This is a genomic window from Micromonospora sp. NPDC092111 (genome assembly GCF_044755745.1).
In the GTDB taxonomy this organism is placed as follows: domain Bacteria; phylum Actinomycetota; class Actinomycetes; order Mycobacteriales; family Micromonosporaceae; genus Micromonospora.
The window spans coordinates 187,950-214,134 of record NZ_JBIVRQ010000009.1 but is presented as its reverse complement, the minus strand read 5'-3'; the positions used below and the strand labels follow the sequence as shown (position 1 = coordinate 214,134).

The following is a 26,185-nucleotide window of genomic DNA, read 5'->3' as shown; positions in this document are numbered from 1 at the left end:
CGGAAGGGAGCTGAAGAGGATGCGTTCGATGCGCAAGTTCGGTGTGCTGGCGGTCGTCGCCGGCCTGCTCGTCGTACCGTCGGACTCTTCCTCCCTTCCGACGCCGCCGGCGGTCTCGGGGCAGCCGTCGAGGTCGGACGACACGGCGATGGCGCGGGCCCGCCGGACCGGCCAGCCGGTGGAGGACATCGCGCTCGGTTCGGAGACCAGGCAGGTCTTCGCCAATCCCCACGGCACGTATACCGCCCGGGTCCACGCCCGGCCGGTACGCACCCGCAAGGGCGCCGGCTGGGTTCCCCTCGACACGACGTTGCGGGCGCGGCCGGACGGGCGGGTGGCACCGGTGGCCGTGCCGGGCGATCTCGAACTCTCCGGCGGGGGCGGCGACCCGCTGGTCCGGTTCAGGCTCGACGGAAAGGAACTGGCGCTGCGATGGCCACGACCGCTGCCCGCGCCGGTACTCGCCGGAAGCTCGGCCACCTATCCTGACGTGCTGCCGGGAGTGGACCTGGTGGCGCACGCGACGCCGACCGGCTTCTCCGAGGTCCTGGTCGTCAAGTCAGCAGCCGCGGCACGCCAGCCGGCGCTGTCGCGAGTGCGGTTCGGCCTGAGCAGCACCGGGCTGACCATGCGCACCGACACGTCAGGCACGACCGCCGCCGTCGATGAGCGGGGCCACGCGGTGGTGACCCTCGGCACGGCCTGGATGTGGGACTCCTCGGGCGGAACGGAACCGCGTGGACCCGACGGCCTCACCGCCGTGCCCCGTGACCGGGAGCCCGCCCCGGGTGACCTCCGCCGCCGGATGGGCCTCGTGGTCGAGCGCGACGGGTTGACCATCGTGCCGGACCACGCACTACTGCGCGATCCGCGCACCACCTTCCCGGTCTATCTCGACCCGCAGTGGCCCGCCGGACGGCAGCACTGGCTGATGCTCGCGCAGGACCTGCCCAACTACGGATGGTGGGACTCGGCGTACGACACCCGGGTCGGCCGCGACCCCGACGACTCCGCGACGGACCGTTTCCGGTCGTACTTCCAGATGGACACGTCGTTCCTGGCCGACAAGCTGATCAAGAAGGGAATCTTCACCTTTGCCGAGAAGTGGCGCTACTCGTGCATGCCCGAGCCTGTCTACCTGTGGCGCAGCGCGCCGATCACGTCGAATCAGACCTGGAGCACCAGCCCGTCGCTGCTCCAGCGACTCGGCTCGGTCACCACGCCGCGAAGCAGCACGGACTGCGGCGTATTCGAACTCGCCGAGTTCGATGTCAGGTCGCTGTTGTCGGACGCCGCGGCGGGACACTGGCCCGAGATCGCAGTCGCCCTGGCATCGGACGAATCCGCGACCGCCAACGGCGGGAAGGTCTTCGACAACAACCCGTTCATCGACATCGAATACAACACGGTGCCCTTCGCGCCCGTGCAGATCAGCACCGCCGGTGTAGCGGGGTGTTCCGACACCGCGGCGGTTCATGTCAAACAGACCCGGCCCGAGTTGCGGGTCCGGCTGGAGGACGCGGACACCGGCCAGCCGATCCGGGCCACCGTCGAGTGGCGGGAGGTCGGCACGACCACGAGCCGAACCCTGGACTCGGCGTCCCGGGTACCCGGCGACGAGGTGACGGTGACGGTGCCGACCGACCTGACGGCGGGCCGGACCTACGAGTGGCGCGCCCGGGCGTACAACGAGAACACGGTGACGGACATCGACGTGGGCCCCTTCACCGCCTGGTGCCGCTTCGCGGTGGACACCTCGCCGCCCGCCACGCAGCCGGGGGTGACCCGCGTCTGCTCGCCCACCTGCCCGGGGTACCAGGTCGACCAGCCCGCGCAGTTCCTGTTCGACGCGAGAGGCGACGCGGACATCTCCTCCTTCATGTACACACTGGGTACAGCTCCAGCGCTCACCATCCCCGCAGTCAACGGCAAGGCGACCGCGACGATCACCCCGACCTCGGTCACCGCCACCTTGCAGGTGTACGGCGTTGATCGTGCCGGCAACGTCGGTCTGTCCTACAAACTCCTGATCATCGCGAAGGGGTTACCGCCCGCCGCGGCGCTCTGGCCGGTCAACCTGGACACCCCTGCGGTACTGGCCGACACGCGAGGAACGAACCCGATCAGGCTCTACGGCGGCTACTCCTGGCAGACCGGTCAGGACGGCGGGGACGCCGTCGGTCTGGACGGTGACCCGTCGACCGGCGGGCACACCGACGGCCCTGTGCTGCACACCAACGCCAGCTTCACCGCGATGGCCTGGGTGCGGCTGGACGACACCGGGGACTGGCGGGTCGCGCTGGGCCAGGCCGGATCGGCGTACAACGGCTTCGAACTGCGGTACGAGATGCCCACCCGCAGATGGGCGTTCGTCATGCGGGCATCCGACGCCGACGGGGCGGCGGAAAACACCGCCCAGTCGAACACCCTGGCCCAGGCGGGGGTCTGGACGCACCTCGCCGGCGTGTACGACCACGAGGCGGGCGAGCTGCGGATCTACGTCGACGGCCGGCTCGCTGGCCGGACGCCACACCGCAGCACCTGGGATGCCACGGGGACGTTCGGAATCGGCTACCGAAACTACTACGGATTCGCCCCGTCGCGCTGGCAGGGTCTGCTCGATGACATCCAGGTCTACTCGTTCGCCGCCTCCGACCGGAAGATCTTCGAGGCCATGAAAGCGGTCGGCCGGTGGGGCCCCACGGCCTGGTGGACGCTGGACAGCACCGACGCCGACTCGACGAACGGACAGCACACCCTGGCGCGAATCGGCGGCACCTCGTGGACCACCCGCCGACAGGGCTTGGACGCGCTGAGCCTCAACGGCAGCACCGGCAGCGCCTATACGGCGAACCCGGTCGTCCACACCGATGGCAGCTTCTCCGTGGCCGCCTGGGTGCGGCTGGATCGCGCCACCGACACCGCGATCGCGGTCAGCCAGGACGGTCGGCTCGCGAGCGGCTTCGGCCTCGGCTATCTCAAGGACGTCGGCTGGGCCTTCACCAAGAGGCGCGCGGACGCCGCCGGCCCGACCGTGCCGGTCGACAGCGCCGCCTACGCCGCCCCGGTCCAGCTTGGTGTCTGGACCCACCTCGCCGGCGTGTACGACAAGGCCAGGCAGCAGCTCCTGCTCTATGTCAACGGACGGCTGGCCGCCACAAGCCCGCACGAGAGCACCTGGGACGCCACCGGTTCACTTGTGCTCGGCAGGGGCTACGACAGCAACGGTGGCTGGAGCCACTTCTGGCCCGGTGCTCTCGACGACGTACGCGTCACCGGCATGACGGTGAACGCCGGCCAGATCAAGGACTGGATGGCCAGCGACCTCTCGTTCGCGCCCCAGGCCACCTGGGACCTCGACGACCCGGTCGGCAGCACCCGTCGGGACGCGACCGGCAACGGGCACACCCTGTTCGTCACGACCGGCGGTACGACGACCACCGGCAAGCGCGGCAGCGCCCTGCAACTCGACAGCACCGCTGGCGCGGTCGCCTACACCGCCGGACCGGTCGCGCACACGAACAAGAGTTTCACCGTCGCCGCCTGGGTACGTCCGGACCGGCTGGACAGGTCGGCAACGGCGGTCAGCCAGGACGGCCTCGCCGACAGCGGCTTCACTCTCGGCTACGACCTCAGCACAAAGCAGTGGACGTTCGCGATGAGCAGAGAAGACCGCACCGACGGCCTCGGCTCGACCACCACGGTCCGCTCGACGAAGACCGTGCCGGCGTCGACCTGGACCCACCTCGCCGGGACGTACGACGACAAGAAACATGAGATCAAGCTGTACGTCGACGGAGAACTCGTTGGTACGACGCCGCACTCGAGCAGTTGGGACGCCGCCGGCCCGCTGCTGATCGGTCGCGGCAAGCTCGACGGCGCAGCGCGGGACTGGTGGCCGGGGGCGGTCGACGAGGCGCGGGTGGTGGACTTTCCGATGGCGCCGGAAGAGGTTCGCGCGTTGCTGGTGTCCACCACGCTCGGCCCCGGCGCCTGGTGGCCACTCGATGAGACGGCTGGCACCGGTGCCCGGGACGGGTCCGGCAACGGCTACCCGCTCGCGCTGGCGGGCAACGCGTCCTGGACTGCCGGTCGTTGCGGTAACGGCCTGCTGCTGGACGGGGGCACCGGCCAGGCCACCGCACCCGGCCCGGTGCTGCGGACCGATCAGAGTTTCACCGTGACGGCGTGGGTACGCCTGGATCGGACCGGAGCTGACGCGGCCGCGATGAGTCAGGACGGTCAGCTCGCGAGCAGCTTCTACCTCGGATACAACGTCAGGCTCAACAAGTGGTGGTTCATCCTGCCCACCGCCGACTCGTCGAATCCGGAAGACGTGGTGGCGTTCTCCGCGACTCCGGCCCAGTCCGGCACCTGGACCCACCTGGCGGGGGTGTACGACGCCACAACCCACCAGATGCGGCTCTACGTCAACGGCGTGTCCTCCACGGCGACTGCGGTGAGCGCCACCTGGAACGCGGTCGGTGCGACCCGGTTGGGCGGCGCGCAGTGGAACGGCGGTCTGGTCGACCACTGGCCGGGCGCGATCGACGACGCTCGCGCGCTGGGCCGGGCCGCGACCGCCCCTGATATCCAAGCGATCATGGCAGACTGCCAGCCCGCACCGGGCTGGTCGTTCACCAACACGAATGACGTGGCCATCCCAGACCGAGCCACGGTAGAGAGCTCGATCGTCGTGTCCGGGATGGCGGGGAACGCGCCCGCAGCGCTCCGGGTCGGGGTCACCATCCGGCACACGTACCGAGGCGACCTGGTCATCGATCTGATCAGCCCCTCCGGACGGCAGTTCCGCTTGAAGGACTCCAGCGCGAGCGACAACGCGGACGACGTCGTGGCCACCTATCAGGTGAACGCCTCCGCCGAACCGGCGAACGGGACCTGGCGGTTGCGTGTGCAGGACGTCGTCGCGGGGGATACCGGCTATCTCGACCAGTGGAGCCTCAGTTCCGGGTAGTGCCACTGCCCGGCGCAGGGTGAGCCGGTGCGTGGCGCGGGTGAGTGCCAGGTAGAGGTCGCGGCGGCCACTCGGCCGGGCCGCGACGATCCGGTCGGGGTCGACCACCAGCACCTCGTCGAACTCCAGGCCACGGACCGCCGACACCGGCACCACGTGCGTCCCGGTCGCGGCCAGCTCGGCGACCGCCTCGTCCGCGCAGATCACGGTGCCCGGCCCGGCCGTGAACTCGGCGGGGAATGATCCGGGTACGCGGCTGCTCGCCGTGCCGCAGCGGCGTGGGATCGGCGCCTACACCCAAGCCGGCCGCCTGGGGATCCCAAGCGGCCGGCTTCCGATCATCTACCCGACGGTCAGGCCAGCGCGATGCCGCCGAGCAGGGTGTCGCCCACCACCGGCAGGGTGGCGGCTGTCAGTACGACACAGCTCGCGAGGAGTGCCAGTCGCGGAGCACGCGAGGACCGTTTGCCCAGCGTCAGCGCGGTCGAGCGGAGCGAAGGCGGGTGCGGTTGCGTTGCTGGTGGCGCCCGAGCGCCACTGCCGCGACGGCGAGGCTGGCGATGGCTGCCGCGGCGGCGATATCGCCTGGATAGTGCACGCCGACCCATACCCTTGCGATACCGACGGCCAGCGCAGACACTCCCAGGATCACACCCCAGCGGTGGTTCAGGAAGGTGTAGATACCGAAGGCCAGCGTGAACGCTGCGGTGGCATGGTCGCTGGGCAGTGAAACCCCCGGATCATGGGCAATCAGCTGGTGGACCTGATGGCTCTGGAACGGGCGTAGCTGGCCGTTCAGGTGTGCCAGGACGGTAGCCGCGGCGAAGGCGAGGACCAGGGCGACGCCGAGTTCGAGCACCGGAGGTATCCGTCGGCGGTACAGCGCCACCGCAACCGGGACCGTGGAGGCCGCGAAGATCAGATACACCAGCCAGGTCGCGGCGAACTCCATCACGTCATCGACGGCGTCGATCCGCCCGGCCGGACCATTGATCAGTTCGAACAATCGATAGTTCACGCGTTCATCCTGCCGAGCCGATGGTAAGAAATCGCTGAAAACGGTCATCCGTACGGGGTCGGACGGCGTAGTAGCCCGCTGGAGACCAGTTCAACGGTCACGGCGACGGCGATCGTCTCGACGGCCAGCAGCGCGACCAGGACCGGCAGCCGAGTGGCTTCGCGCTGCTCACCGGCGGCGTACGGCTCAGCGCGACCCCGCCTCGGAGCGACGACCACGCAGGCGTGCACGCAGCAGCTCGACGCCGATCGGGAGCACCGAGACGACCACGATGCCGATCAGGATGAACTCGATGTTGTTCTTGACGAACGTCACCTGGCCCAGGAAGTAACCGAGGATGGTGACCCCGCACCCCCACAGGATGCCGCCGAGGACGTTGTAGACCAGGAACGTGCGGTAGTGCATGTGGCTCGCTCCGGCCACGATCGGCGTGAACGTCCGCACGATCGGTACGAACCGGGCCAGCACGATCGAGCGGGCGCCGTACTTCCCGAAGAAGTCCTGGGCCCTGGTCAGGTTCTCCTGCTTGAACAACCGGGAGTCGGGTCGCCGGAACAGCGTGGGGCCGAGGCGTCGGCCGAAGAGGTAACCGAACTGGTCACCCGCGACCGCCGCGATGGACACCAGCAGGCACATCAGCCACAGCGGCTGGTGCAGGTAGGTGCCGTCGGCCACGAGCAGGCCGGCCGTGAACAGCAGCGAGTCGCCGGGCAGGAAGAAGCCGATCAGCAGGCCGGACTCGGCGAAGACGATGGCCAGGATGCCGATCAGCCCGAAGGTGGAGATGAGCCACTCCGGGTCCAGGAACGACGGGCCCAGCGCAAGGGTGTTAGGTGCGGCCAGCATCTGCACGACTTTCTCCTCGATGGCGTGCCGTTAAACCTACACGTTGTAGGTTTATGGATGGGGGATCGGCAGCCGAACCCGCAGCGCGGCACCGTCGGTCAGCGCGTCCACGGTCACGGTCCCGCTGTGCGCGACGACGATGTCGCGGGCGATCGGCAGCCCCAACCCGGCACCGCCACCCTGCCGGGACCGGCTGTCGTCGAGCCGCACGAACCGGTCGAAGACGCGTTCGCGGTCGCCAGCGGCGATAGCGGGCCCGTCGTTGCCGACGACCACCTGAGCATGGCCGTCGTCGGCGGCGAGGCTGACGACGACGGCGTGCCGGGCGTTGTCGACCAGGTTGCGTAGCGCACGGTGCAACTGATCGGGATCCCCGATCACCCGCACCGGCTCGACGCCGCCCTCGATGCGCAGGTCGGGATGCTCGACGGCGACTCGTTCCCGCTCGGCGTAGACCAGATCGTCGAGGTCGACCTCGTCGCGGCGCAGCCGCAATGCCTGGTCGTCGACCCGGGCGAGCACCAGCAGATCGTCGACCAGCCGCGCCATCCGGGCGCTCTCGGCATGGATGCGACGCACCGAACGAGCCGGGGTCTCGGCCAGCTCTGCCGCGTCGAGCAGGTCGGCGTTGGCGTGGATCGTCGCCAGCGGGCTGCGCAGCTCGTGGCTGGCGTCGGCGACGAACCGGCGCTGCGCCGCCGAGGCGGCCTCGATCCGGTCCAGCATCGTGTTCATGGTCGCCGCGAGCGCCGCGATCTCGTCGTCGGCCGCCGGCACGGGCAGCCGGGCGTGCAGGTTGCGCGCGGTGATCGTGGCCGCCTGCCGCCGCATCGCCTCCACCGGGTGCAGGGTGCGGCCGACGAACAGGAACGTCGCGACGCTCACCACGACCGCGAGCAGTGGCAGCCCGACCGCCAGCGCCGCGATGATCGCCTCGGTGCCGTCGTCAACCGTGTCCATCGACTCCGCCACCAGCACGATCCGCGAGCCCGCAGGGGTGCTCACCCCGCTCGCTCCGATCCGGAACGGCGCGTCGTGCTCAAACTCAAGCCGGCGGGATTCCCACTCACGTTGTCCGACCGCTGGCCGCAGGGCGGATATCGGCGACACGGTGGAGACCGCGTTCGACGCCGCGACGACCCGACCGGTTGGGTCCAGCACCTGGACCACGGACCGTTGCGGGGTGGACGGCCGCAGCGCCGCAGCGAGGGCCGTCGAGTCGCCTCCGGTCAGCGCTGCCGTCACCTGCGTGGCCCGGTCGTTCGCCGATGTGGTCACGTTGTCGAGCAGGATGCCGCGGGCGGTGACGAGCAGGATGCCGCCTGCCAGCACCGACGCGGCGGCGACGACGAGGCCCGCGGCGAGCGCGGAGCGCAGCCGTACGCCCAGGCGCCGTGCCAGCGTCAGCCTCAGTCGTCGCACGAGGTGGGGTGCTCGCATGGCCGTCACGCTAACCGCGACTCGCTGAGGACACGCTGAAAGCGACGGTTCAGCGCTTTCTCAGCCGGTTCGGGCAGTCTAGAGCTGGGAGGTTGCGGATGCGGGTGCTCGTTGTCGAGGACGAGGTGGGTCTGGCGGAGACGATCCGTGACGGGCTCACCCAGGAGGGTTTCACCGTCGACCTCGTCCACGATGGGTCCGAGGGTCTGTGGACCGCCACCGAGGCGCCGCACGGCGCGTACGACGCCATCGTGCTGGACATCATGCTGCCCCGGCTCAGCGGCTACGAGGTGTGCCGTCAGTTGCGGGGGCGCGGCATCTGGACCCCGGTGCTGATGCTGACTGCCAAGGACGGTGAGTACGACCACGCGGACGCCCTCGACCTCGGCGCGGACGACTACCTGACCAAACCGTTCTCCTTCGTCGTCCTGATCGCCCACCTACGCGCCCTGATCCGCCGCGGCGCTCCGGAACGCCCCGCGGTGTTGACCGCGGGCGACCTGAGCCTCGATCCGGCCGAACGCCGCGTCGCCCGGGGGGACACCCCGATCCCACTGACCCCACGCGAGTTCGCGCTGCTGGAGTTCCTGCTACGCCACCGCGGCCAGGTCGTCACCAAGACCGCGATCATCGAAAACGTCTGGGACGCCCATTTCAACGGCGACCCGAACATCGTCGAGGTGTACGTCGGCTACCTGCGCAAGAAGATCGACCACCCGTTCGGCCGGGCCGCGATCGAGACCGTCCGGGGGATGGGTTACCGCCTGGCGACCGAGGGCGACGCGTGAGGGACATCTGCCCCGTCCGCTCGTCACGTAACCGGCCGGAGCCGACCGCGGGCCTGTCGAATCCGGCCGGTCACGGTCCGCGCCGGATCGGCGGCCACCGGTCGTGGGCGGTGCGAGCAGGCGTCGGCGTGGAGCGAGTGCGGCGGATACTTCACGAGGAGTCGGCCGGAACCTGAGATTTCGCTGAACTGCCTGCTGAGCGTCCTTCAGCGGTTTCTTAGCACGCCGCTGTCAGCCTTCCCCCATGACCCATGCCGCGCAGCCTGATCTCGACCGTCCGCTCCGGCGCTTCCTGAGCAAGGTGCCGGAGGTCACCGTCTTCTTCTGGATCATCAAGATCCTGGCGACCACCGTCGGTGAGACCTTCGCCGACTTCCTGAACATCACCGCCGGGCTCGGCCTGACGCTGACCACCGTAGTGGTGAGTGTCCTGCTCGCGATCGTCCTCGTCCTGCAGTTCCGCACCGTCCGTTACGTGCCCGCGCTGTACTGGCTCGTCGTGGTGCTGATCAGCATCGTGGGCACGCTGATCACCGACAACCTCGTCGACAACGTCGGGGTTCCGCTCGAGGTCACCACCGTCGTCTTCGCCGTGCTGCTCGGCGCCACCTTCGCCGTCTGGTACGCGGCCGAGAAGACCCTGTCGATCCACACGATCGACACCCCGCGCCGGGAGGCGTTCTACTGGCTCGCGATCCTGTTCACCTTCGCGCTGGGCACCGCCGCAGGCGATCTGGCCGCCGAGGCGCTGGGACTCGGGTACGGCGTCGCCGCGGCTGTCTTCGCCGCCCTCATCGCCGCCGTCTGGGTCGCGCACCGGTTCATCGGGCTCGGCGCCGTCGTCGCGTTCTGGATCGCCTACGTCCTGACCCGGCCGCTCGGCGCCTCGCTGGGCGACCTGCTCGCCCAACCCGGCGACGAGGGCGGCCTCGGCTTCGGCACCGTCGTCACCAGCCTCGTCTTCCTCGTCACGATCCTGGCCGTCGTCGCGTACCTCAGCGTCTCCAAGCGCGACCAGCCGGCACGGGGCGCGCACACGGACCGGGCTCGGACCGGGTCGTGGTGACCCGGCCGGTCGTGGTCATCTCGGCCAGCATCGGCGCCGGGCACGACGGCGCGGCCCGGGAGCTCACCCGCCGGCTGACCAGGCTGGGGTTCCCGGTGCTCCGGCACGACTTCCTCGACCTGCTGCCGCCCGGCCTCGGCAGCGCGCTCCGCAGCACCTACGCCCGGCAGTTGCGCACCGCGCCGACGACATGGGGGTGGCTGTTGCGGGCGGTTGCCGGCCCACGGATGTCGGCGCGAGCCGCCGCGCTGTCGACCGGCGCCGCCGCAACGCGGATGCTGGCGGCGATCGACCCGGCTGCGGCCGTGGTCGTATCGACCTACCCGCTGGCCACTCAGGTCCTCGGAGGACTCCGCCGCCGCGGCCGGATCACCGCACCCACGGCCGCGGTGATGACCGATCCGTCCGTGCACCCTCTGTGTGTGGCACCGGGCATCGACGTACACCTGGCACCGGGGCTCCCGACTGCCGCGCAGGTACAGAAGCACGGCTTCCCGGCGGTCGCGGTCTCCCCGATCGTCGACCCGGCGTTCCGGCCGGTCCACGACAGCGCCGAGAAGGCGGCGACCCGCCGCCGGCTCGGGCTGCCGGCCGACGAGCGCCTCGCGGCGGTCGTCGCCGGCTCGTGGGGGGTCGGCGATGTCGAGTCGACCGCGCGGGACACCGCCTCCAGCGGCACCGCCATCCCGGTAGTGGTCTGCGGACGCAATGACTCTCTGCGTCGCCGGCTTGGCCGATCGGGCGACGCGATCGCGCTGGGCTGGATCGGCACCATGCCGGAGCTGCTGCGCGCCGCCGACGTCGTCGTCCACAACGCCGGTGGACTGTCAAGCGTGGAGGCGATGGCCAGCGGCGTACCGCTGATCAGCTACCGCTGCCTGCCCGGGCACGGCACCGCCAATGCCACCGTGCTCGCTGCGGCGAACCTGTCGCCCTGGCCGCACACCCGCCACGAACTCGCCGCCGAGCTGAGCCTGGCCTTGGACGGCAGCGCGATCCTCCGGCAGCGGGCGGCGCTGACCGCTGCGGCGGCGAGCGCCGACGCGGCCGAGGTAGTCGCCGGACTCGCCGGACTCGCAGCCCCGGCCGCCGCCAGAAGCATGGCGCCATGAGGGTCCCCAGTACGGCGGCCCGGGTGCTTGCGGCGGTGGCCACAGGACTGACAGTTGCCCATGCCGGGCCGGCACTGGCCGCCGTCGGGCCGCTGCGCCGGTGCTTCTTGCCAGCCACGGCGGGCATCGGCGACCCTGCACACGTGGCCCTCACCTTCGACGACGGCCCGCACCCGCAGGCGACCCCCGAACTGCTGCGGCTGCTCGACAGCACCGGGACACGGGCGACGTTCTTCCTGCTCGGCGAGATGGCCGAACAGCACCCGTCCATCACCCGAGCCATCGCCGCCGCCGGACACGAGATCGCCGTGCACGGATACGAGCACCGCCTCCTGCTCACGCGGCGCCCCACCGAAACTCACGTCGACCTGGCCCGCGCCACGGCGGTCATCTCGGAGTTGACCGGGATGACGCCACGTTGGTGGCGGCCACCCTACGGGATCGCCAGCACCGCTGCGGTCAGGGCTGCCCGGCACCTCGGCCTCACCCCTGTGTTGTGGAGCTGCTGGGGCCGCGACTGGACCCGGCGGGCCACTCCCGACTCAGTTTTCCGCACGGTGCGGCGCGGACTCACCGGCGGCGCCACAGTCCTGCTGCATGACAGCGACCACTGTGCCGCCCCCCGCTCATGGGAGGCCACCGTCGGGGCGCTGCCCGCGATCCTGACCAGCTGCCGCGCGCGTGGCCTCGATGTCGGCCCGCTCGGCGAGCATCGGATTGTCCACCGGTCACTTCAGGTAGCCCCCTCGTAGGCGGGATCACTCTGAGCGGCGCCCCGCAGAGGAAGAAGGTGGTGACCCCATGACTAGCGGGCAGATACCTGAAGGCGCAGATCGGACCGTTGTGGAAGACCTAGCAGTCGGTAAATCCAACGTCGTGCAGGAAGCTAACGTCGACGAGCGCCGCACGGCCTTATACCCGAGGCGGCAGGACTGGGAGGCCGCCCCGTCGGGAGGCCGGGCTGGGCAGCGGTAGCCACGACGACATGCACGCTGATCGGGGCGGCGGGGGCCGCCCCGATCAGGTGGGGTGGTCAGCGCAGCGTCCACCGGGTTGACGGGCTGTTGTGGGTCAGGACGAGCGGACGCCGCGCCGGTGAGTGGGTGTTGCGGCTGGACCGGCCGCTCCAGAACGGCGACCGCCACATTGAATGCGCGGTCGTGCTTCTGCCGAGCGGGTAGGTGTCCTGCTGGGTGTAGCCGTGCTGCTGGAGTAGTTCGCGCTCGGCGTCGGTGAAGGCCTCCGCGTAGGTGGGCATGCTGAGCGTGTCCATCCAGCGCTGTGCTCCGGTGAGGACGGCTGCGGCGCGGCCGGACTCTGCCGGGCCTGGCGCGGCGAGCAGTGCCAGGTGGTTGTGTGCCTCGGTGGGCCGCCGCGCGGCGAGAGCCTGGTCGAACTGGCGGAACCGGTCCAGTTGTTCACCGCACGCGTCGGCGAGCCGGTCGGCGTACCGGGCGGGGGGTGGGATCGGCCGGTAGCGGTGGAACCAGACGGTCGCGGCGGTGCCGTCGGGGAGTAGGAACGCGTCGCCGAAGAGCAGCGCGTGTTCGATCCAGATGCGTGCCGCAGCGGCGAGGATGGTCGGCCGGCGTCGCTCATCGGGGACGAGCCAGGCGCCGAGGGCGGTGGGAGAGAGGGCCTCGGTGACGAGATCGGCGATTCGGCCGATGTCGCACCACCGGGCCCGGACGACGGGCTGGGTCACGTTCATGGGTAACTCCTGGTCACCATCGTGATCGGGTACCTCGGGGAAGGATGCCGGCGTCGTCGCGGGACCGCCGCGGGCCGGCGCGGGCCACCAGGGGCCGTCAGGCATTCGGGTGCGCAGAGGCCGCCGGTGCCGCGCGGACGGCACGCAACGGCCCGCCGGTCAGGCGGGCCGGGTGCCCGGGCGGGGCGAGCGGGACGGGAGAGCGTCGCCACCGGTCGGGTGGCAGCGGCGTCCTGCCAGGCTGGGCGGCGTCCATACCGACGTGGGGGCGTCGGCCGGGCTCCCGTGGACGGCGCCGGACGAACCGGATCCACTGGCGCCGGGGGCGGGCGTGGCTGGCGCGGAGTCGGCGTCCGGCCGGGGCGGGTGCGGCCCGTCCGGCCGGGCGAGGTGCGGCGGGGACGAGAGTTCGGTCGTCGTCTGCCAGTGCGACGAGGGGCTCGTGGGGGCGGCACCCGAAACGGGTCCGGCCGGTTCGCCGAGCGGTCCAGTGCCGGGCCTGATGCAGCAGCCCGGGCCGTTCTGCGGCAGCGCGGGTAGCGGCGGCGCGGTTGGTGATGGCGTGGTTGGTGGTGGCGTGGCCGGCGAGCCGGTGGGCGGGCTCAGGATGCCCGTCACCGGTTCGAAGGGATCGAGCACTGGGTCCAGCGGCTCAAGCACCGGCTCCAACTCCCGCCAGACGGGGGAGAGGATCGGGGCGAGCGGCCGGGTCACCGGGCTGAGGACCTCGGCCACGGGCGCCAAGGTCCCGGTGCGCACCGGGTCGGTGACAGGGCCGAGCACCTCGCTCACAGGGGTGAGCAACCCGGCCCGGACCGGCTCCGTGACCGGACGGAGAACAGCACCCACCGGTGCCAGCAACTCCCCGCCGCGCGGCCGGGTGGCCGGTCGGCTCGCGCCCCCAGCGGCCGGCTTCGGCGTGCCGACCTGGCCGGGCCGGGCCGGCGGACGGCCCGCTGGACGGGGGACGGCTCCGCGCGGCAGGGCGCCGAGGGCCGTCTCGTCGGCAGGCACTTCCGATGCCGGCGGTGGTATAGCCGTGTCGAGGATCGGGAGGAGGACACCGGTGAGCAGGTCGACGGCGGCGTCCACCGGCGCGGCCGGTGGGCGGTCGGCAGCGTAGGCGGCCGTCGTGGTGGTGCTCTCGTGGGCACCCCACGCCACTACGACCACGCCGAGTAGGAGCCCGAGGCGCAACGCGACCCGCGTCCACCGCCCGCCCCGTCGAGTCATCGTGGCACCCCTCCGACCTTCGGCCATCACCGACGATCAATGCCCGCACTCTACCGAATGCGGTCGACCGATCACAGCCTGCCGCAGGCATGATGAAGGGCGAGGCGAAGATTATCGCCGCCTCACTGATGAACAAGGTCCAGATGGCCGGCCGGCGGGCGGTTGATTCCCGATGCAACCAAGGCCAAGTTGCACGGCGAGGTTGCCAAGCCGCGCTCCGGCAGGTGAGCCGGTCCGCTGCCAGCGGCGCGCGGTGTCGTTGACCTGGCAGGGCGAAACCGCTGATTTCGCAGGGAAAGGCTCGGTTCTCGCCGTTTCGTTTGGTCTTGGTGTTGACGCCTTCGGTGGGGTCGCTGCTGTAGGGAAGCGTGAGCGCGGCGTTCACGGCGTCGTGGTCCCGTTCCAGGCATTGGCAGACCTCGCCACCGCCTGCGCCGGGAGAGCAGAACGCGGCGGACCGGGTCGGCCCGGCGACCGGGGGATCACCCCCGCCTGCGCGGGGAGCAGGTGCAGTTCGTCCGCCTCGGGCGTGGCGTCCAGGGATCACTGGACGGGTGGGCCCGCGGGCTCAGGTGAGGGCGGCGACCAGCAGGGCGAAGGCGGCGATGATGATGGCGACGCGGACGTAGTCTCTGGGGTCCACGTCTTGCCCCGGTTGTTGACGCCATCCCGCCAGGCGCGGCCACCCGCCAGGGTCGAGACCCCGGACTTCGCCGCCGGTATCCGAGGGCCAAACAGAGCTACCGCCTCTCACCTCTTGACGTCGACGCGCAGGACGATGATCGTTCGGAGTTGCCGGAGGTCGCCGAGGCCCGCGCACGGGTGATCCGGGTGGGTGCTCTTGCCCAGGCGTGCCGACCTTCGGGAGCAGCGCGGGCCAGGCCCCGCAAGATCATCCGAGATGTAGGTCCGGACTCCGAAGCGTTCGAGTGAACAGGACGCTTGTCGCGTCCAGTCGAAGATTGCGGATGATCAAAATGCAGACCGGCGGCCTGCGAAGTGAATCCGGACGTTGGTGGACCGAAGTGTCCGGACTTACTTCGCGGCTTCCCGGTCAAGACTCGATCGGAGCGGGTCGGTGCGGTATTCCCGGAGCGTGATCGGGCTTGGTGGCGGCTGCTTTGGCGGCCCGTTCGATCTTCGCGCGCCGCGCTTCCCAGAAGGCCGCGTCGGGCTGCGCGTCCGCGTACTCGGCCATGAACCCGGTCGAACCGTCGAGCTGTTCGCGCAGGATATCGGCGTGTCCGGCGTGCCGGCTGGTCTCGGTGAGGACGTGGACCAGGATGTTGAACAGCTTCACGTGGGGGCGTCGCCACCAGGGCACGTAGCCGGGCGAGTCGATCGCCAGAGCGGCGATCGTCGCGTCAGAGTGCTCCCACACGCGACGATACCGGTCGATGATCTCCTCGCGCGTCTCGTACTCGGTCGCCCACATGGCCGCGTCGCCCGCGTCGGCGTCGTCCCACCGGGGCAGGGGTTCGGGGAACGGCCGTTCGAAGATGTCGCCGAAGTATCTGGCCTCCGTCATCGATAGGTGCTTGACCAGGCCGAGAAGGTTGGTTCCGGTCGAGGTCAGGGGACGGCGGATGTCGTACTCGGAAAGCCCGTCGAGTTTCCACAGCATCACCTCGCGAATGTCTCGCAGATCGCTGTGCAGGTACTCCTTCGCGAAATCATCGATCATGGATGACGATCCTGCCGTAGGCCGTCAATCTCTCATGGCGGGCATCGGGTCATCCGGCCTGAAGGAGAACTTCGACGGCGTCGGCGACGGTGGCGACGGCGTTGTCGGGTCCTGGTTGGTCCTCGGGCCACGACGCCGACCCGCTTCGCAGCCAGATGGTGCGCAATCCCGCGCCGCGTCCGCCGGCGACGTCGAGGATCGGGTCGTCGCCGATCATCCAGCCGCCGTGCGTTGTCGATGCTCCGCAGCGCTGCGCGATGATGTTGAAGATCGCCGGCTCGGGCTTGCGGATGCCGACCTCGTCCGAGATGCACCAACCGTCGACCAGCGTGTTGAGGCCGGCGCGGTGGATCTTGCCGTGTTGGTTGTCGGTCATGCCGTTGGTGACGATCCCGAGCCGCCAGCCGGCCGCACGCAGCAGGCGTAACGCCTCAAGGTCTTGCGACCGGCAGGTGACCAGTTCAGGCATGCGCTGGCGGTATTGCTGCCAGAGGTCGTCGGCAGCATGGTCGAGACGAAATGCCTCGCGGACGGCGTGGAAGAAGGGGCCTTTCGTGCCGGAGGTCCGGGCGTCGGTTTCCAGGAGCCAGGTCAACGCGACGGCGTCGAGGCGGTGGGTGGTGACGAACTCCTGAGCCCATGCGCGGAAGGCCGCGCTGCGGTTGACGAGCGTGTCGTCCAGATCAAAGAGCGCCAGCCGCTGCATGTCGAGATCGTATGCAGCGGTGGGGTGGCCAGCGAACTGGTGGAGGACACCGCGTCGGAGATGGCGACCTGCCTGCCCGTGTACCGGGTGACGCTTCTCCGCCCGGTCCGTCGCGCGACCCGGTTGTCGACGCGGTTAGCATCGCCGGGTGATCGAGGAGTTGATCAGCAAGGTGTCCGTCGGGGAAGACGACGCGATCGAGGAGCTGTCCACGATCGCGGACACCGATCCGGGGAGGCTGACGCCGTACCTCAGCTCCTTGCTCGACCGGGACGTGTTGTGGCCGGGGAAGTTGTACCGGGCGGCGGACGCCGACGTGGTCCGCCGGATCGTCGAGCGTATCGACGGCGGCCGGGCGCCGGACCAGCTCAACCAGCTACTGGTCATCCTGGCGCACACCGCCCACCCGATGGCCGAGAGCGCTATGCGTCGCTGGTCGGCCCGACCGCCAGCCGGCGCGGACAAGCTGTACGTCGGCGCGCTGACCTACGCACGTGAGGGCGGCTGGACGGTCGGCCCGGAGGGCCGCCGGCGGGACCTGTGCGGCAGCACCGCGTACCGATGGGTCATGCGCGAGACACCGCGACGCGCGGACGGTCCCACCTGCCCGTGGTGCGCATCGCCGTTGTGGACCGCCGCGGACCTCGACACCGCGGACCCTGCCGTCGGCACCGCGCTGGAGCACACGGGCTGGTCCGGCCGGCTGGTGATCGAAACGTGTCATTTTTGCGCCTGCTACACGACGCTGTACAGCCGAGTCACGCCGGCCGGCGCCACCGCCTGGTGGACCGGCAACACCCGCCCTGGGTACCTCGGCTCCGCCGAGGCGGAGGATCCGCCCGCGCTGGCGCCGGTGCCCGGTGAGGCCCGGCAGAGCCCCTACCAGGCCAGCGGGTGGGATCGGGGCGGCTCGACACTGGGCGGCCGGCCCGACTGGATCCAGGACGCCGAGCACGCCGACTGCCCCGGTTGCCACCAAGCGATGGACTACGTGGGTCTGATCGGCGGCGCGGACCTGGACGACTACGGCGAGGGCGCCTACTACCTGCACCTGCACCAGCCGTGCGGGTTCGCCGCGGTGAACTACCAGCAGAGCTGACCGCCGGGGGCGCTCGACTGCGGGACCTGGTGCACCCGCTCGCACGCATACCACGGCACTGCCGTGGGCGAGTCAGATCCACGTCCAGGGGCGGACGGCCGTCCACACCCGCCCGCGCCACCGTGCGCGACGAGTTCACCGCTCTTCCGCTCGACCTGTGATCGGCCCTGCGGCGACCTCGCTGGCCAGCATCGCGCCACGATGGGAGACCCCCGCAGCGGGCCCACCGTGGGTGCCATCCGCAGCGTTCACCGGGTCCTCTGCTCGGTGCCCCACCAGGCGAGCAGACGTCGCGCGAAGGCCCGGATCTTGGCGTCGCTGATGGTCATCCCGAAGTGGCCACGGATCTCAGCCGACAGGTACTCGCTGAGATCGCCCGCGCCGGCGCCGCTGGTCAGTCTCTTCAGCAGCGGTGCGATCAGGCAGTCGTACTCGTCGACGTTGACCCGCGGGTCGTGGACGCCGATGAAGTCCCAGGCGTTGAGCAGCCGGCGAAGGCCGCCCGTTCGCTGCTCTGCGCTGCCGTGCGCGAGGCTCGTGAGGTCACACCACGGCAACGCCGGCACGCGGGAGAGGTGATCACGGCATAGCTGACGGACCGTCGCCGCCAGTTCCTGGTTGCCGCGCCCCCAGCCCTGGTCCCACTCGTCGACCAGCACGTGCAGGTCGGTGAACGGGCTGCGCCGGATCTCGTCGAGGTCGAGGTGCCAGGAGACGAAGGCCGAGACGTGCTCGCTGACTGTTCGTTCGTCGACCTCACCGTCGATCAGCCGTTGCGCCAGCGTGGCCAACCAGGCGTCCGCTGCATCCGCTGCGGACGGAACACGCACGCCCACCTCGGTGAGGGCGGCTGCGTCGTGTGACTCGGCTTCGGCGCGGTGACCACCGGGGCGTCGGGTAGCAGTTCGCCGATCAGCCGGGTGTCGGTGCCGTCGAGCCCGGCGAGTTCACTCAGCGCCGTTCCGTCGTGTCCGGCGGCGAGCCAGTCCGCCGCGTACCAGGGCACCCGCTCGACATTGACGCTGCCCAGCACGTACTCGGCGGCAACCAGGTCCGGCGGCTTACCCACCGGTCGGTTCCTGCTCCCGCAGGATCGTGCGGGCCTGCATGAGGGCGAAGCCGAGCAGGTTCAGCCCGCGCCAGCGTGCGGGGTCGGTGGCGTGTGGGTGGTCGGCGGCCAAGCCGATGCCCCAGACCCGGTCGAGTGGGCTGGCCTCCACGAGCACCCGCGCGCTGGTGCCGAGCAGATAGGTGCGCAGCGTCGGATGCTGGTCGAACTTGGCCGTGTTGCCGGTCACCACGATGTCGTCGCGGTGCTGTTCCCATGTCTGCTGGTCGAAGCCGGTGATCTGCCGGCCGAGGTACTTCGCCGTGTGCGGGTGCGCCGCCGTGAGAATCTTGCTGGCCGTGGCGTGGTCGCCGAACAGGGTGGCCTTGCGCCACATCATGTAGTGCTCGGCGGTGGCGAAGCGTAGGTCGTCGAGGACGAACGGTGCCGGCCACCACTGGCTCAAACAACCGGCCCCGATGCTGCCGTCGCGCTGCGGCTGGTGGCCCCAGAAGAACAGGAACCTCACCCGGGCACCCGCACGCACCGCGCTGGTCAGCTCGGCGACGCTGTTCGCAGAGGTGATCATGCGAGCGAGTGTGTCGCACCAGCAGGCTCCACCGCATCGCCATTACCACCGCGGACACCGGCCACCAGGGACCTGCGTGACCGGCTCAGTGAGCGGTTCCACCGGGCGAACCCGCTGGGCGCCGCATGAGTGAGAACTGGCGTGACCGTCTGTCGCGCCTCTGGGCGAGATCCGAGGAACCCGCAGCGGGCATCAGATAGACCAGCCCTGGCCTGCGGTCCGTAGGCCAGGGCTGGCCATGTCCCGGCGGGATGGCCGCCGGGCTCGGTGCCTTCGAGTCAGCTCGTCGCCTTGGCGGCCTGGTGGATGAGGTCCGCGACGACCTGCGGGTGGCTGAGCATCGCGCAGTGGGACGAGTTCGGCACCTCGACGACCTTGCGGGCGTTGGCGCGGCTGTACATCCAACGTTCAGCCGCAGGCGGAATGGCCTTGTCCCGACCGGCGACCAGCCCCCACACCGGGATCGTGTGCCACGCGGCGGCCGTCGTCGGGTAGATGAAGGAGTCCGCGTCGAACGGTCGCTGGGTGGCCTGCAGAAGCTGGAAGGCGTGCTTGGAAATGTCCGCGGCGAACGCGGCCTGGCCGTTCGGGCTCAGGTACAGGTCGGTTCCGGTGGTGCCGTCGGCCTTCGTGTACGGGACCGGCACGCTGACGGGCAGGACCTCGCTGCCGGGGAACTTGTTGATCAGGTCAGCCTGCGTCTCGCCGACGTCGGGCACGAACGCGGCGATGTAGACCAGCGCCTTGACGTTGCTCTTACCGGCCGCGGCGTTGGTGATGACGGTGCCACCCATGGAGTGGCCGACCAGCACGACCGGCCCGGGGATGGAGTCCAGCAGACTCGCGATGTACGGGGCATCGGTCGGGATCCCTCGCAGCGGGTTCGCCCCGCAGATCGTGGGGTAGCCCTCGCCCTGGAGGTAGGCCAGGGTCTGGTTCCAGCACGACGAATCGGCATACCCGCCGTGCACCAACACGATCGTCGGCTTGACCTTCGGGTTGGACCGGCCAGCCGTGGCCGCGGCCGCGGTGTCCGTACCGAACGGAGCGGCCATCACCGCTGCGGCTCCGGCCACCGCCACGCCGGTGGCCAACAGGTTGCGGCGTGAAACATGCGCATCCAACGTGATCTCCTCATTCCTGCGAGCCGTGCTTCGTTTGTGGGAACGGCAACAGCGGATGAACGCACCCGCTACGTCAACGTCTGTCGGGCAAACTGGGTGTGGGAGGGGTCAGCGGTCGGTGTTCGCGGCCAGGCGGATGAGGTCGGCGACCGCGCCCGGCTGGGAGACGTAGACGGCGTGGCTGCCGATCGCCTCGGTGGTGACCGCGCCGACGCGGGCGGCCATCGACCGCTGGGCCGGCGGCGGGATCATGTAATCGTCGGTGGCGACAAGGTAGAACGCGGGCTTGGACCGCCACGCCGGCTCGGTCACGACGCCGCCGAGGGCGGCGACGTTCCACGGGACCTGCGAGTCGGCGAGGAAGGCGGCGTCGGCGGCGGGCAGGTCGGCGGCGAACGAGCCGGCGAACCTCGAGCGGTCGAGGAACAGCCAGCCGTCGCGGGGCGGCAGGATCGGCGGCTGCGGGCCGTCGGTCGGGAACCCGCCAATCAGGGTGTTGACCGACTCGCCCGCGTCGGGGGCGAACGCGGCGACGTAGACCAGCGCGGCGACGTTGTCGTGGGTACCCGCCTCGGTGATGACCGCGCCGCCGTAGGAGTGGCCGACCAGCACGGCCGGGCCGTCAAGGTCGTCAAGGATGAACCGGGTCGCCTCGACGTCGCCGTCGAGGGACAGGGTGGGGTTCTGTACCGCGGTGACGTTGAACCCGTCGGCGGTCAGCAGTCGGTGCACGGCCTGCCAGCCGGAGCCGTCGACGAACCCGCCGTGGACCAGGACGACGTTGCGGATCTGCGTGCTCATGGAATTCTCCTGGACCGCCCAGGGCGGACACCGCGCCCGCCGCCTGCCCTCCATGCAAGTCGTTGCCGGCGCCCCGGCCCAGGCGGAACACCATGCAGAACTGTTTAGCTGCCGGCGGGTGTCCGTGCTGCGGCTTGTTCTCGACGGCGGGCGGCTTCGTCGTGTTGCCCGATCGACTCGTAGATGTTCGCCGCCCGCAGCAGGCTCGTCCGTGCCTTCGTAGTCTGGGTGTCGTCGTAGAGTTCTTCGGCGAGGATGAGCAGGATAGCCGCCTCCGCGTCGGCGTTGCGCATCTGCGCGGAGGTCGCCACGCCGCGTTCGGCCAGCGGCACGCCCTCGCCGGGGCGGCCGGCCCGGCCGAGGGCTCGGGCCAGGTGGCCGAGGACGAACGGCAGCGTCGCCTCCGCGTTCGACGCCGTCATACCGGACGCCGCCGGGTTGTCGGCCATGGCGAGAGCCTGCCGGAAGCTGCTGACAGACTCGTCGAGTTCGCCCAGGGCCATGGTGATCGCCCCATGCCCGATCAGGGCCTGGCAGTAGTCGTCGGCGTTGCCGATCTGCTCGAACCTGTCGGCCGCGGCTTGGACCGCGTCTCGGGCGGCGTGCAGGTCGCCCAGCATGCTCTGGGCGCGGGCGACGACCAGCCAGGCCCGGCCTTCCCGCCCGAGGTCGCCGACGCCCCGGGCCAGGGCCAGCGCGCGTTCGCCGTATGCCAGGGCCGGTTGGAAGTCACGGCCGGGCTGGGTGTACGTCCACGCGAGCGCGGTCAGGAACTCGGCTTGCCGATCTGGTGCCCCGAGGGCTGCCGCCGAGTCGTGAGCCCGCATGTACAACGCCGGCCAGTGCGGCCAGTGCGCCCACCGGTCGAGGACCCAGCCTAGGGTGCTGACGGTGTCGACCACGGCTTGGTGGTCGCCGCCGCCGGCGGCAGCCGTGAGTGCCGGGTACCAGTGGTCGGCCTCCGTGCGGATCCACGCCTCGGCGTCCTCGGCGGTCTCGAACGCGGAGTCGGCCGCGTCCGGCGGGTTCGGTCCGAACCACGTGCCGGCGTCGGCGAGGGTGGTCAGCAGCCAGTCGACCATTCGCCGCTGTACGGCCGTGACGTCGTCGGGGTGTTCCTCGTGCTGCAGGCACCGGTTGGCGTAGAGCCGGACGAGGTCGTGGAGCCGGTATCGGCCGCCGTCCGCGGTCTCCAGCAGGCTGAGGTCGACGAGTTCGTCGAGTTCGTCCTCGGCGACCGGCAGCGGGACCGCCGCGATCACCCGGGCCAACTCGGCGCTGAAGTCCGACCCAGGCACCACCGCCATCCGCCGGAACAGTGCGCGGGCGGAGTCGGGTAGCTGCCCGTAGGACATTTCGAACGCCGCGGCGACTTTCAGGTCGCCCGCGCTGAGCTGGTCCAGCCGCCGCTCGGCGATCGACAGCCGGCGCAGCAGGTCCGCGACGCCCCACTGTGGTCGCGAGACGAGACGGTTACCCGCGATCCGCAGTGCCAGCGGCAGGCCGCCCAACAGGTCGACCAGGTCGCCCAGGTCCTCGGCGGCGGTCGCGCCGACCCGCTCGGCGACGATGCGGTCCAGCAGGTCGTGCGCGTCGAGGGCGGGCATCGGACCGAGGTGCAGGCGCTGCACGCCCGAAAGCCCCGCCAGCATCCGCCGGCTGGTGACCAGCAGCTGGCTGTCGCCGTCACCCGGTACCAGCGGCCGTACCTGTGCCTCGGACGCGGCGTCATCGATCACGACCAGGACGCGCCGCTCCCGCAGGAGTTGCCGGTAACGCCCGGCCCGTTCGGCAAGGACTTCGGGTATCTGCGGGCCACGCGCACCGAGTGCCCGTAGGACCCGGGCCAGGATCTCCCCGCTGTCGATGGGATGTCCGCTCATGCCCAGCGCCTCGACGAAGTGCACACCTCCGGGGAACCGGTCCCGCAATCGGTGTGCCGCTCGCACGGCGAGAGTGGTCTTGCCCAACCCGGCACCGCCGGAGATGACCGCCACCCCTGTTCGACCGGCGGCCTCGGCCCGTTGGTCGACCAGCTCGAAGATCCATGCCAGCTCGGCGTGGCGGCCCGTGAAGTCTCCGATCGACCCGGGCAGCTCACACAGCCCGGGAGCCGCCGCCAGATATGCCGGCCGGGCACGGCCCGCCCTGGCCAACGCGACGAACTGATCCCGGGCCGCCCCAGCCAACGTCAACGCGTCCGCGATCGACACGACCGTGCGGCGCTGCGGCCCCAACGCCCGCCCGCGTTCCATGTCACTCAGCGCTCGGACGCTGACTCCGGATGCTTCGGCCAGCTCCTCCAACGTCAGACCGGCGCCGTGACGGGCGGCCCGCAACACCACCGCGAACGACCCGTCGCCATCCATGAGCCGATTCTCACCGAGCCAGCTCCGCCACCGGAACCCGGGCCCGGTCAATCCCGTAACCCCGCCTGCGCGAGGAGCAGGGGTCGGGCGGGCGGCGATCGTGGTACGCAGGAGGACCACGCCCGCATGTGCAGGGGGGCAGCGGTTGTCCTACCGGGCCGTTCGGCGTCACCCCGCCCCCGCATGTGCGGGGAGCAGCGGCTTTCCACGCGGTGGGCATAGGGGTGGGTGGGATCACCCCCGCATGCGCGGGGAGCAGACGGCTTGACCTGGGGCGCTAGAAATCTACTGCGCCACGGGTTCTGTGCGAACTTTCGATGATCATCGCTCCAGGTTCTTGACAGATCGATCTTCTGTAACTGAACGTATCGACGATCTTGCCGAGCTTCAGACGTCCCATGGTGGATAGTGGTTCCGTGGATGCTGTCGCGGGGTTGACCATCGTCCGCCACGGGCAGAGCGTCGCGAACGTCGCCTTCGCCGACGCCCATGCACGCGGTGTCGCCGGGCATGAGCTCACCGGCCGTGACGCCGACGTCGAGCTGTCGCCGCTGGGCTGGCAGCAGGCCACCCAGCTCGGCCACTGGCTCGCGGCCCGGTCCGCCGACGAGCGTCCCGACCGCGTCGTCTGTTCTCCGTACCTGCGGGCCCGGCAGACCTGGACCCGGGTCGCCGAGACCGCCGGCGCTCTCGGCGTCCCCTGTCCGCCGGGCGAGGTCGATGTCCGGCTGGGTGACCGGCTCATGGGCGACCTGGAGCTGTTGACCCCCCTGATGATCGCCGATCGGTTTCCCGCTGAGGCGGCCCGGCTCGCCGAGGTTGGCCTCTACGCCTACCGGCCGCCGGGCGGTGAGACGTACGACGACGTCGCCGCCCGTGTCCGCGCGGTCCTGGCCGACCTGAACAGCCACCACGCCGGCAGCCGGGTGTGGGTGGTGGCCCATGATGCCGTGGTCGTGGCCGTCCGTCACATCCTGGAAGGGCTGTCGTTCGCCGACCTCGACGCGATCCTCGCCACCACCCCGATCACCAACACATCCCTCACCCGCTACGCCCACAACCACGGCCGCCTCGACCTCGTCGAGTTCGCCGCCACCCCTCGTCCGTCCGGTAAGAACTACCGCGACTGCTGGAAAGGGCCCGGATGGGTGAGGTACCGCCAGGAGGGCGAGACACTCACCCGACGCGGGTCGCAGGGTATGGAGCCGAGTCCTTATTGACGAGTCACCCACACTCACCGGTACTCGTGCGTGCAGTGTGTCGGTCCCAGCCCATCGCCGGGCGACAGCACCCCGGTGACCCTTCACCGGAGTCAGCGCTCCCGCAAGGATGGGGCGGCCACCACCGGGCCGTAATCAATGTCAGCGCCACCATGGTTCCGTTGTCGAGCCCGTTGTTCGCACCCTGGGTCAGGGATGGCACGCCGGGCCCATCCACAGGTCTGTCGGCCGTTTACCTGTGACGGGCACAATCGGCCACATGACGATTACCGCCGGCGCGCCGCCCACCCGCAACGCGCCTGCCGACCTCGCTCGGGGGTTCCTGACGGGTGGGGTGATCGGAGCGTCGCTGACCGCCTTCATCGGTGGCTGCGTCGTCGGGAGGGTGCCACTGATCGTCACGGGGCTGGTCCTGCCCGCGGTCTACGGGCTTCTCTTCCTCCTCGCCACGCTGCCGCGTCGTGCCCGGGAGGCGGCGGCCGTGCCCCGTACGGCACTCGCGGTGATCGAGAGTTCGAAGGCCGTCGGGGGTGAGACCAGCGATGTGCCGGTGCGGTTCGAGCTGTCCGTCGTGCCGGACGACGCACCCGCGTTCCGGGTCGAGATGCGGCAGGACATCAACCTCGTCGAACTGCCCGCATACCGACCGGGTGGGGTCGTGGTGGTGCAGTATCCGCCGGACCGGCCGTGGCAGACGCGGATCGTGAAGCGGCCGACGCCGGAGTGGGAGGAGCGGGCGGCCGTGGCCCAGGTGAACTCGGTGCCCGGTCCGGCCATGAAGAGCGAGACCTCAGCGGGCTGTCTCGGTGGGCTCCTCACTCTCCTCGGGCTGCTGCTCGGCGCCGCCGCCGTGCTCCTGCTGTTCCGGGCCGACCTGTTCGACTCCCGCGAGGTCGACGGCGGCGCCGCCGAACCGTCCGTCTCCTCCTCGTCGTCCACGACCACCGTGACGTCGACGACGGGCATGGTCACCCTCGGCGCTGGCCAGTCGATGCTCGACGAGGGCGAACTGCGCAAGGCCGTCCAGTCGTTGACGCAGGGCACGGACAAACGTCAGGCGCTCACCGTGGTCGTGCAGGACCGCCTGCTGACGGTCGTCTTCTCGCCCGACGGTGGGAAGAGCGCCGGGTTCGACCCGGGGTCCCTGCCCTACGACCGCGTCCCCGGCCTGGTCGAGGAGGCCAGGACCACCCTCGGCGTCGATTCCCCACAGAACTGGCAGCTCACGGCCAACGGCGTCACCGGCTCCCTCACGCTCAGGGTCGTGGTCACTGGCGGCGGCGGCACGGGGATGCTGGAGGCGGACGGACAGGGCAGAGTACTGCGGCGTAGCGGCGGTTGACCGGCCCGGCAGGA

20 protein-coding genes and 1 pseudogene are annotated in these 26,185 nt (G+C 70.4%); 8 read left to right on the top strand and 13 right to left on the bottom strand.

Translation table 11 applies throughout. The features are described 5' to 3' along the window. Positions 1-28: 28 nt before the first annotated feature. Positions 29-4,975, top strand: a complete 4,947-nt coding sequence (locus ACIQG9_RS19410) for a LamG-like jellyroll fold domain-containing protein (RefSeq protein WP_400404169.1) — start codon at positions 29-31, stop codon at positions 4,973-4,975. A gap of 9 nt (positions 4,976-4,984) precedes the next feature. Here the strand turns inward: ACIQG9_RS19410 and ACIQG9_RS19405 are convergent. From ACIQG9_RS19405 to ACIQG9_RS19390, 4 genes and pseudogenes are all read right to left on the bottom strand, one after another. Continuing rightward, positions 4,985-5,257, bottom strand: a pseudogene (locus ACIQG9_RS19405) (ATP-binding domain-containing protein); the annotation flags it as partial. Positions 5,258-5,450: 193 nt separating this feature from the next. Continuing rightward, positions 5,451-6,041 (bottom strand): phosphatase PAP2 family protein, encoded by a 591-nt coding sequence (locus ACIQG9_RS19400; RefSeq protein ID WP_400404167.1) that lies wholly within the window; start codon positions 6,039-6,041, stop codon positions 5,451-5,453. A 138-nt stretch (positions 6,042-6,179) separates the two neighbouring features. Further along, positions 6,180-6,839, bottom strand: a complete 660-nt coding sequence (locus ACIQG9_RS19395) for a DedA family protein (RefSeq protein ID WP_400404165.1) — start codon at positions 6,837-6,839, stop codon at positions 6,180-6,182. A gap of 51 nt (positions 6,840-6,890) precedes the next feature. Then, entirely contained in the window at positions 6,891-8,279 is a 1,389-nt protein-coding gene (locus tag ACIQG9_RS19390; RefSeq protein ID WP_400404163.1) for a sensor histidine kinase, read from the bottom strand. A gap of 98 nt (positions 8,280-8,377) precedes the next feature. Between ACIQG9_RS19390 and ACIQG9_RS19385 the strand changes: the two genes are divergently transcribed. The 4 genes from ACIQG9_RS19385 (at position 8,378) to ACIQG9_RS19370 (ending at position 11,997) form a co-directional block, all read left to right on the top strand. Continuing rightward, positions 8,378-9,067: a response regulator transcription factor gene (locus ACIQG9_RS19385; RefSeq protein WP_400404161.1), complete on the top strand. Its 690-nt coding sequence runs from the start codon at positions 8,378-8,380 to the stop codon at positions 9,065-9,067. Positions 9,068-9,311: 244 nt separating this feature from the next. Beyond that, complete coding sequence (locus ACIQG9_RS19380; RefSeq protein ID WP_400404159.1) at positions 9,312-10,133, top strand: hypothetical protein; 822 nt, start codon at positions 9,312-9,314, stop codon at positions 10,131-10,133. After that, positions 10,130-11,245, top strand: coding sequence for a glycosyltransferase (locus tag ACIQG9_RS19375; protein WP_400404157.1), 1,116 nt, complete (start codon positions 10,130-10,132; stop codon positions 11,243-11,245). The genes ACIQG9_RS19380 and ACIQG9_RS19375 overlap by 4 nt, the downstream gene beginning before the upstream one ends. Before the next feature lie 143 nt (positions 11,246-11,388). Next, positions 11,389-11,997 carry a polysaccharide deacetylase family protein gene (locus tag ACIQG9_RS19370; protein WP_400404155.1) on the top strand — a complete coding sequence of 203 codons (609 nt, stop codon included), beginning with the start codon at positions 11,389-11,391 and terminating at the stop codon, positions 11,995-11,997. 281 nt (positions 11,998-12,278) lie between these two features. Here ACIQG9_RS19370 and ACIQG9_RS19365 read toward each other — a convergent pair whose 3' ends face one another. The 3 genes from ACIQG9_RS19365 to ACIQG9_RS19355 form a co-directional block, all read right to left on the bottom strand. After that, a complete protein-coding gene (locus tag ACIQG9_RS19365) occupies positions 12,279-12,956 on the bottom strand; it encodes a hypothetical protein (RefSeq protein WP_400404153.1) in 678 nt (225 codons plus the stop codon). Positions 12,957-15,243: 2,287 nt separating this feature from the next. Beyond that, positions 15,244-15,873 carry a DinB family protein gene (locus ACIQG9_RS19360; RefSeq protein ID WP_400404150.1) on the bottom strand — a complete coding sequence of 210 codons (630 nt, stop codon included), beginning with the start codon at positions 15,871-15,873 and terminating at the stop codon, positions 15,244-15,246. 49 nt (positions 15,874-15,922) lie between these two features. Further along, the gene (locus ACIQG9_RS19355; protein ID WP_400404147.1) at positions 15,923-16,579 is read right to left on the bottom strand and encodes an HAD family hydrolase; all 657 of its coding nucleotides are present in this window, start codon (positions 16,577-16,579) and stop codon (positions 15,923-15,925) included. A gap of 148 nt (positions 16,580-16,727) precedes the next feature. Between ACIQG9_RS19355 and ACIQG9_RS19350 the strand changes: the two genes are divergently transcribed. Next, positions 16,728-17,678, top strand: coding sequence for a hypothetical protein (locus ACIQG9_RS19350; protein ID WP_400404144.1), 951 nt, complete (start codon positions 16,728-16,730; stop codon positions 17,676-17,678). Positions 17,679-17,926: 248 nt separating this feature from the next. Here ACIQG9_RS19350 and ACIQG9_RS19345 read toward each other — a convergent pair whose 3' ends face one another. From ACIQG9_RS19345 to ACIQG9_RS19320, 6 genes are all read right to left on the bottom strand, one after another. Further along, complete coding sequence (locus ACIQG9_RS19345; protein WP_400404142.1) at positions 17,927-18,469, bottom strand: hypothetical protein; 543 nt, start codon at positions 18,467-18,469, stop codon at positions 17,927-17,929. Then, positions 18,445-18,747: a hypothetical protein gene (locus ACIQG9_RS19340; RefSeq protein WP_400404139.1), complete on the bottom strand. Its 303-nt coding sequence runs from the start codon at positions 18,745-18,747 to the stop codon at positions 18,445-18,447. Before ACIQG9_RS19340 ends, ACIQG9_RS19345 begins: the two co-directional genes overlap by 25 nt. Continuing rightward, on the bottom strand, positions 18,740-19,315 hold the full coding sequence (locus tag ACIQG9_RS19335) for an NADAR family protein (RefSeq protein WP_400404136.1): 576 nt from the start codon (positions 19,313-19,315) through the stop codon (positions 18,740-18,742). The genes ACIQG9_RS19340 and ACIQG9_RS19335 overlap by 8 nt, the downstream gene beginning before the upstream one ends. A 278-nt stretch (positions 19,316-19,593) precedes the next feature. Next, positions 19,594-20,439, bottom strand: a complete 846-nt coding sequence (locus ACIQG9_RS19330) for an alpha/beta fold hydrolase (RefSeq protein ID WP_400404134.1) — start codon at positions 20,437-20,439, stop codon at positions 19,594-19,596. A gap of 108 nt (positions 20,440-20,547) precedes the next feature. Beyond that, the gene (locus tag ACIQG9_RS19325; RefSeq protein WP_400404132.1) at positions 20,548-21,240 is read right to left on the bottom strand and encodes an alpha/beta fold hydrolase; all 693 of its coding nucleotides are present in this window, start codon (positions 21,238-21,240) and stop codon (positions 20,548-20,550) included. A 104-nt stretch (positions 21,241-21,344) separates the two neighbouring features. Continuing rightward, on the bottom strand, positions 21,345-23,609 hold the full coding sequence (locus tag ACIQG9_RS19320; protein WP_400404129.1) for an ATP-binding protein: 2,265 nt from the start codon (positions 23,607-23,609) through the stop codon (positions 21,345-21,347). Positions 23,610-24,025: 416 nt separating this feature from the next. Here ACIQG9_RS19320 and ACIQG9_RS19315 point away from each other — a divergent pair, with 416 nt between their 5' ends. Continuing rightward, complete coding sequence (locus ACIQG9_RS19315; RefSeq protein ID WP_400404127.1) at positions 24,026-24,829, top strand: histidine phosphatase family protein; 804 nt, start codon at positions 24,026-24,028, stop codon at positions 24,827-24,829. A gap of 259 nt (positions 24,830-25,088) precedes the next feature. Next, positions 25,089-26,171, top strand: coding sequence for a DUF3592 domain-containing protein (locus ACIQG9_RS19310; RefSeq protein ID WP_400404124.1), 1,083 nt, complete (start codon positions 25,089-25,091; stop codon positions 26,169-26,171). Positions 26,172-26,185: the final 14 nt, after the last annotated feature.

Coding starts and splice junctions, on each gene's coding strand:
- ACIQG9_RS19390 (WP_400404163.1), bottom strand. CDS start 8,279: ATGCGAGCACCCCACCTCGTGCGACGACTGAGGCTGACGCTGGCACGG.
- ACIQG9_RS19335 (WP_400404136.1), bottom strand. CDS start 19,315: ATGATCACCTCTGCGAACAGCGTCGCCGAGCTGACCAGCGCGGTGCGT.
- ACIQG9_RS19365 (WP_400404153.1), bottom strand. CDS start 12,956: ATGAACGTGACCCAGCCCGTCGTCCGGGCCCGGTGGTGCGACATCGGC.
- ACIQG9_RS19320 (WP_400404129.1), bottom strand. CDS start 23,609: ATGGATGGCGACGGGTCGTTCGCGGTGGTGTTGCGGGCCGCCCGTCAC.
- ACIQG9_RS19410 (WP_400404169.1), top strand. CDS start 29: ATGCGCAAGTTCGGTGTGCTGGCGGTCGTCGCCGGCCTGCTCGTCGTA.
- ACIQG9_RS19395 (WP_400404165.1), bottom strand. CDS start 6,839: ATGCTGGCCGCACCTAACACCCTTGCGCTGGGCCCGTCGTTCCTGGAC.
- ACIQG9_RS19355 (WP_400404147.1), bottom strand. CDS start 16,579: ATGCAGCGGCTGGCGCTCTTTGATCTGGACGACACGCTCGTCAACCGC.
- ACIQG9_RS19310 (WP_400404124.1), top strand. CDS start 25,089: ATGACGATTACCGCCGGCGCGCCGCCCACCCGCAACGCGCCTGCCGAC.
- ACIQG9_RS19325 (WP_400404132.1), bottom strand. CDS start 21,240: ATGAGCACGCAGATCCGCAACGTCGTCCTGGTCCACGGCGGGTTCGTC.
- ACIQG9_RS19360 (WP_400404150.1), bottom strand. CDS start 15,873: ATGATCGATGATTTCGCGAAGGAGTACCTGCACAGCGATCTGCGAGAC.
- ACIQG9_RS19380 (WP_400404159.1), top strand. CDS start 9,312: ATGACCCATGCCGCGCAGCCTGATCTCGACCGTCCGCTCCGGCGCTTC.
- ACIQG9_RS19400 (WP_400404167.1), bottom strand. CDS start 6,041: ATGACCGTTTTCAGCGATTTCTTACCATCGGCTCGGCAGGATGAACGC.
- ACIQG9_RS19385 (WP_400404161.1), top strand. CDS start 8,378: ATGCGGGTGCTCGTTGTCGAGGACGAGGTGGGTCTGGCGGAGACGATC.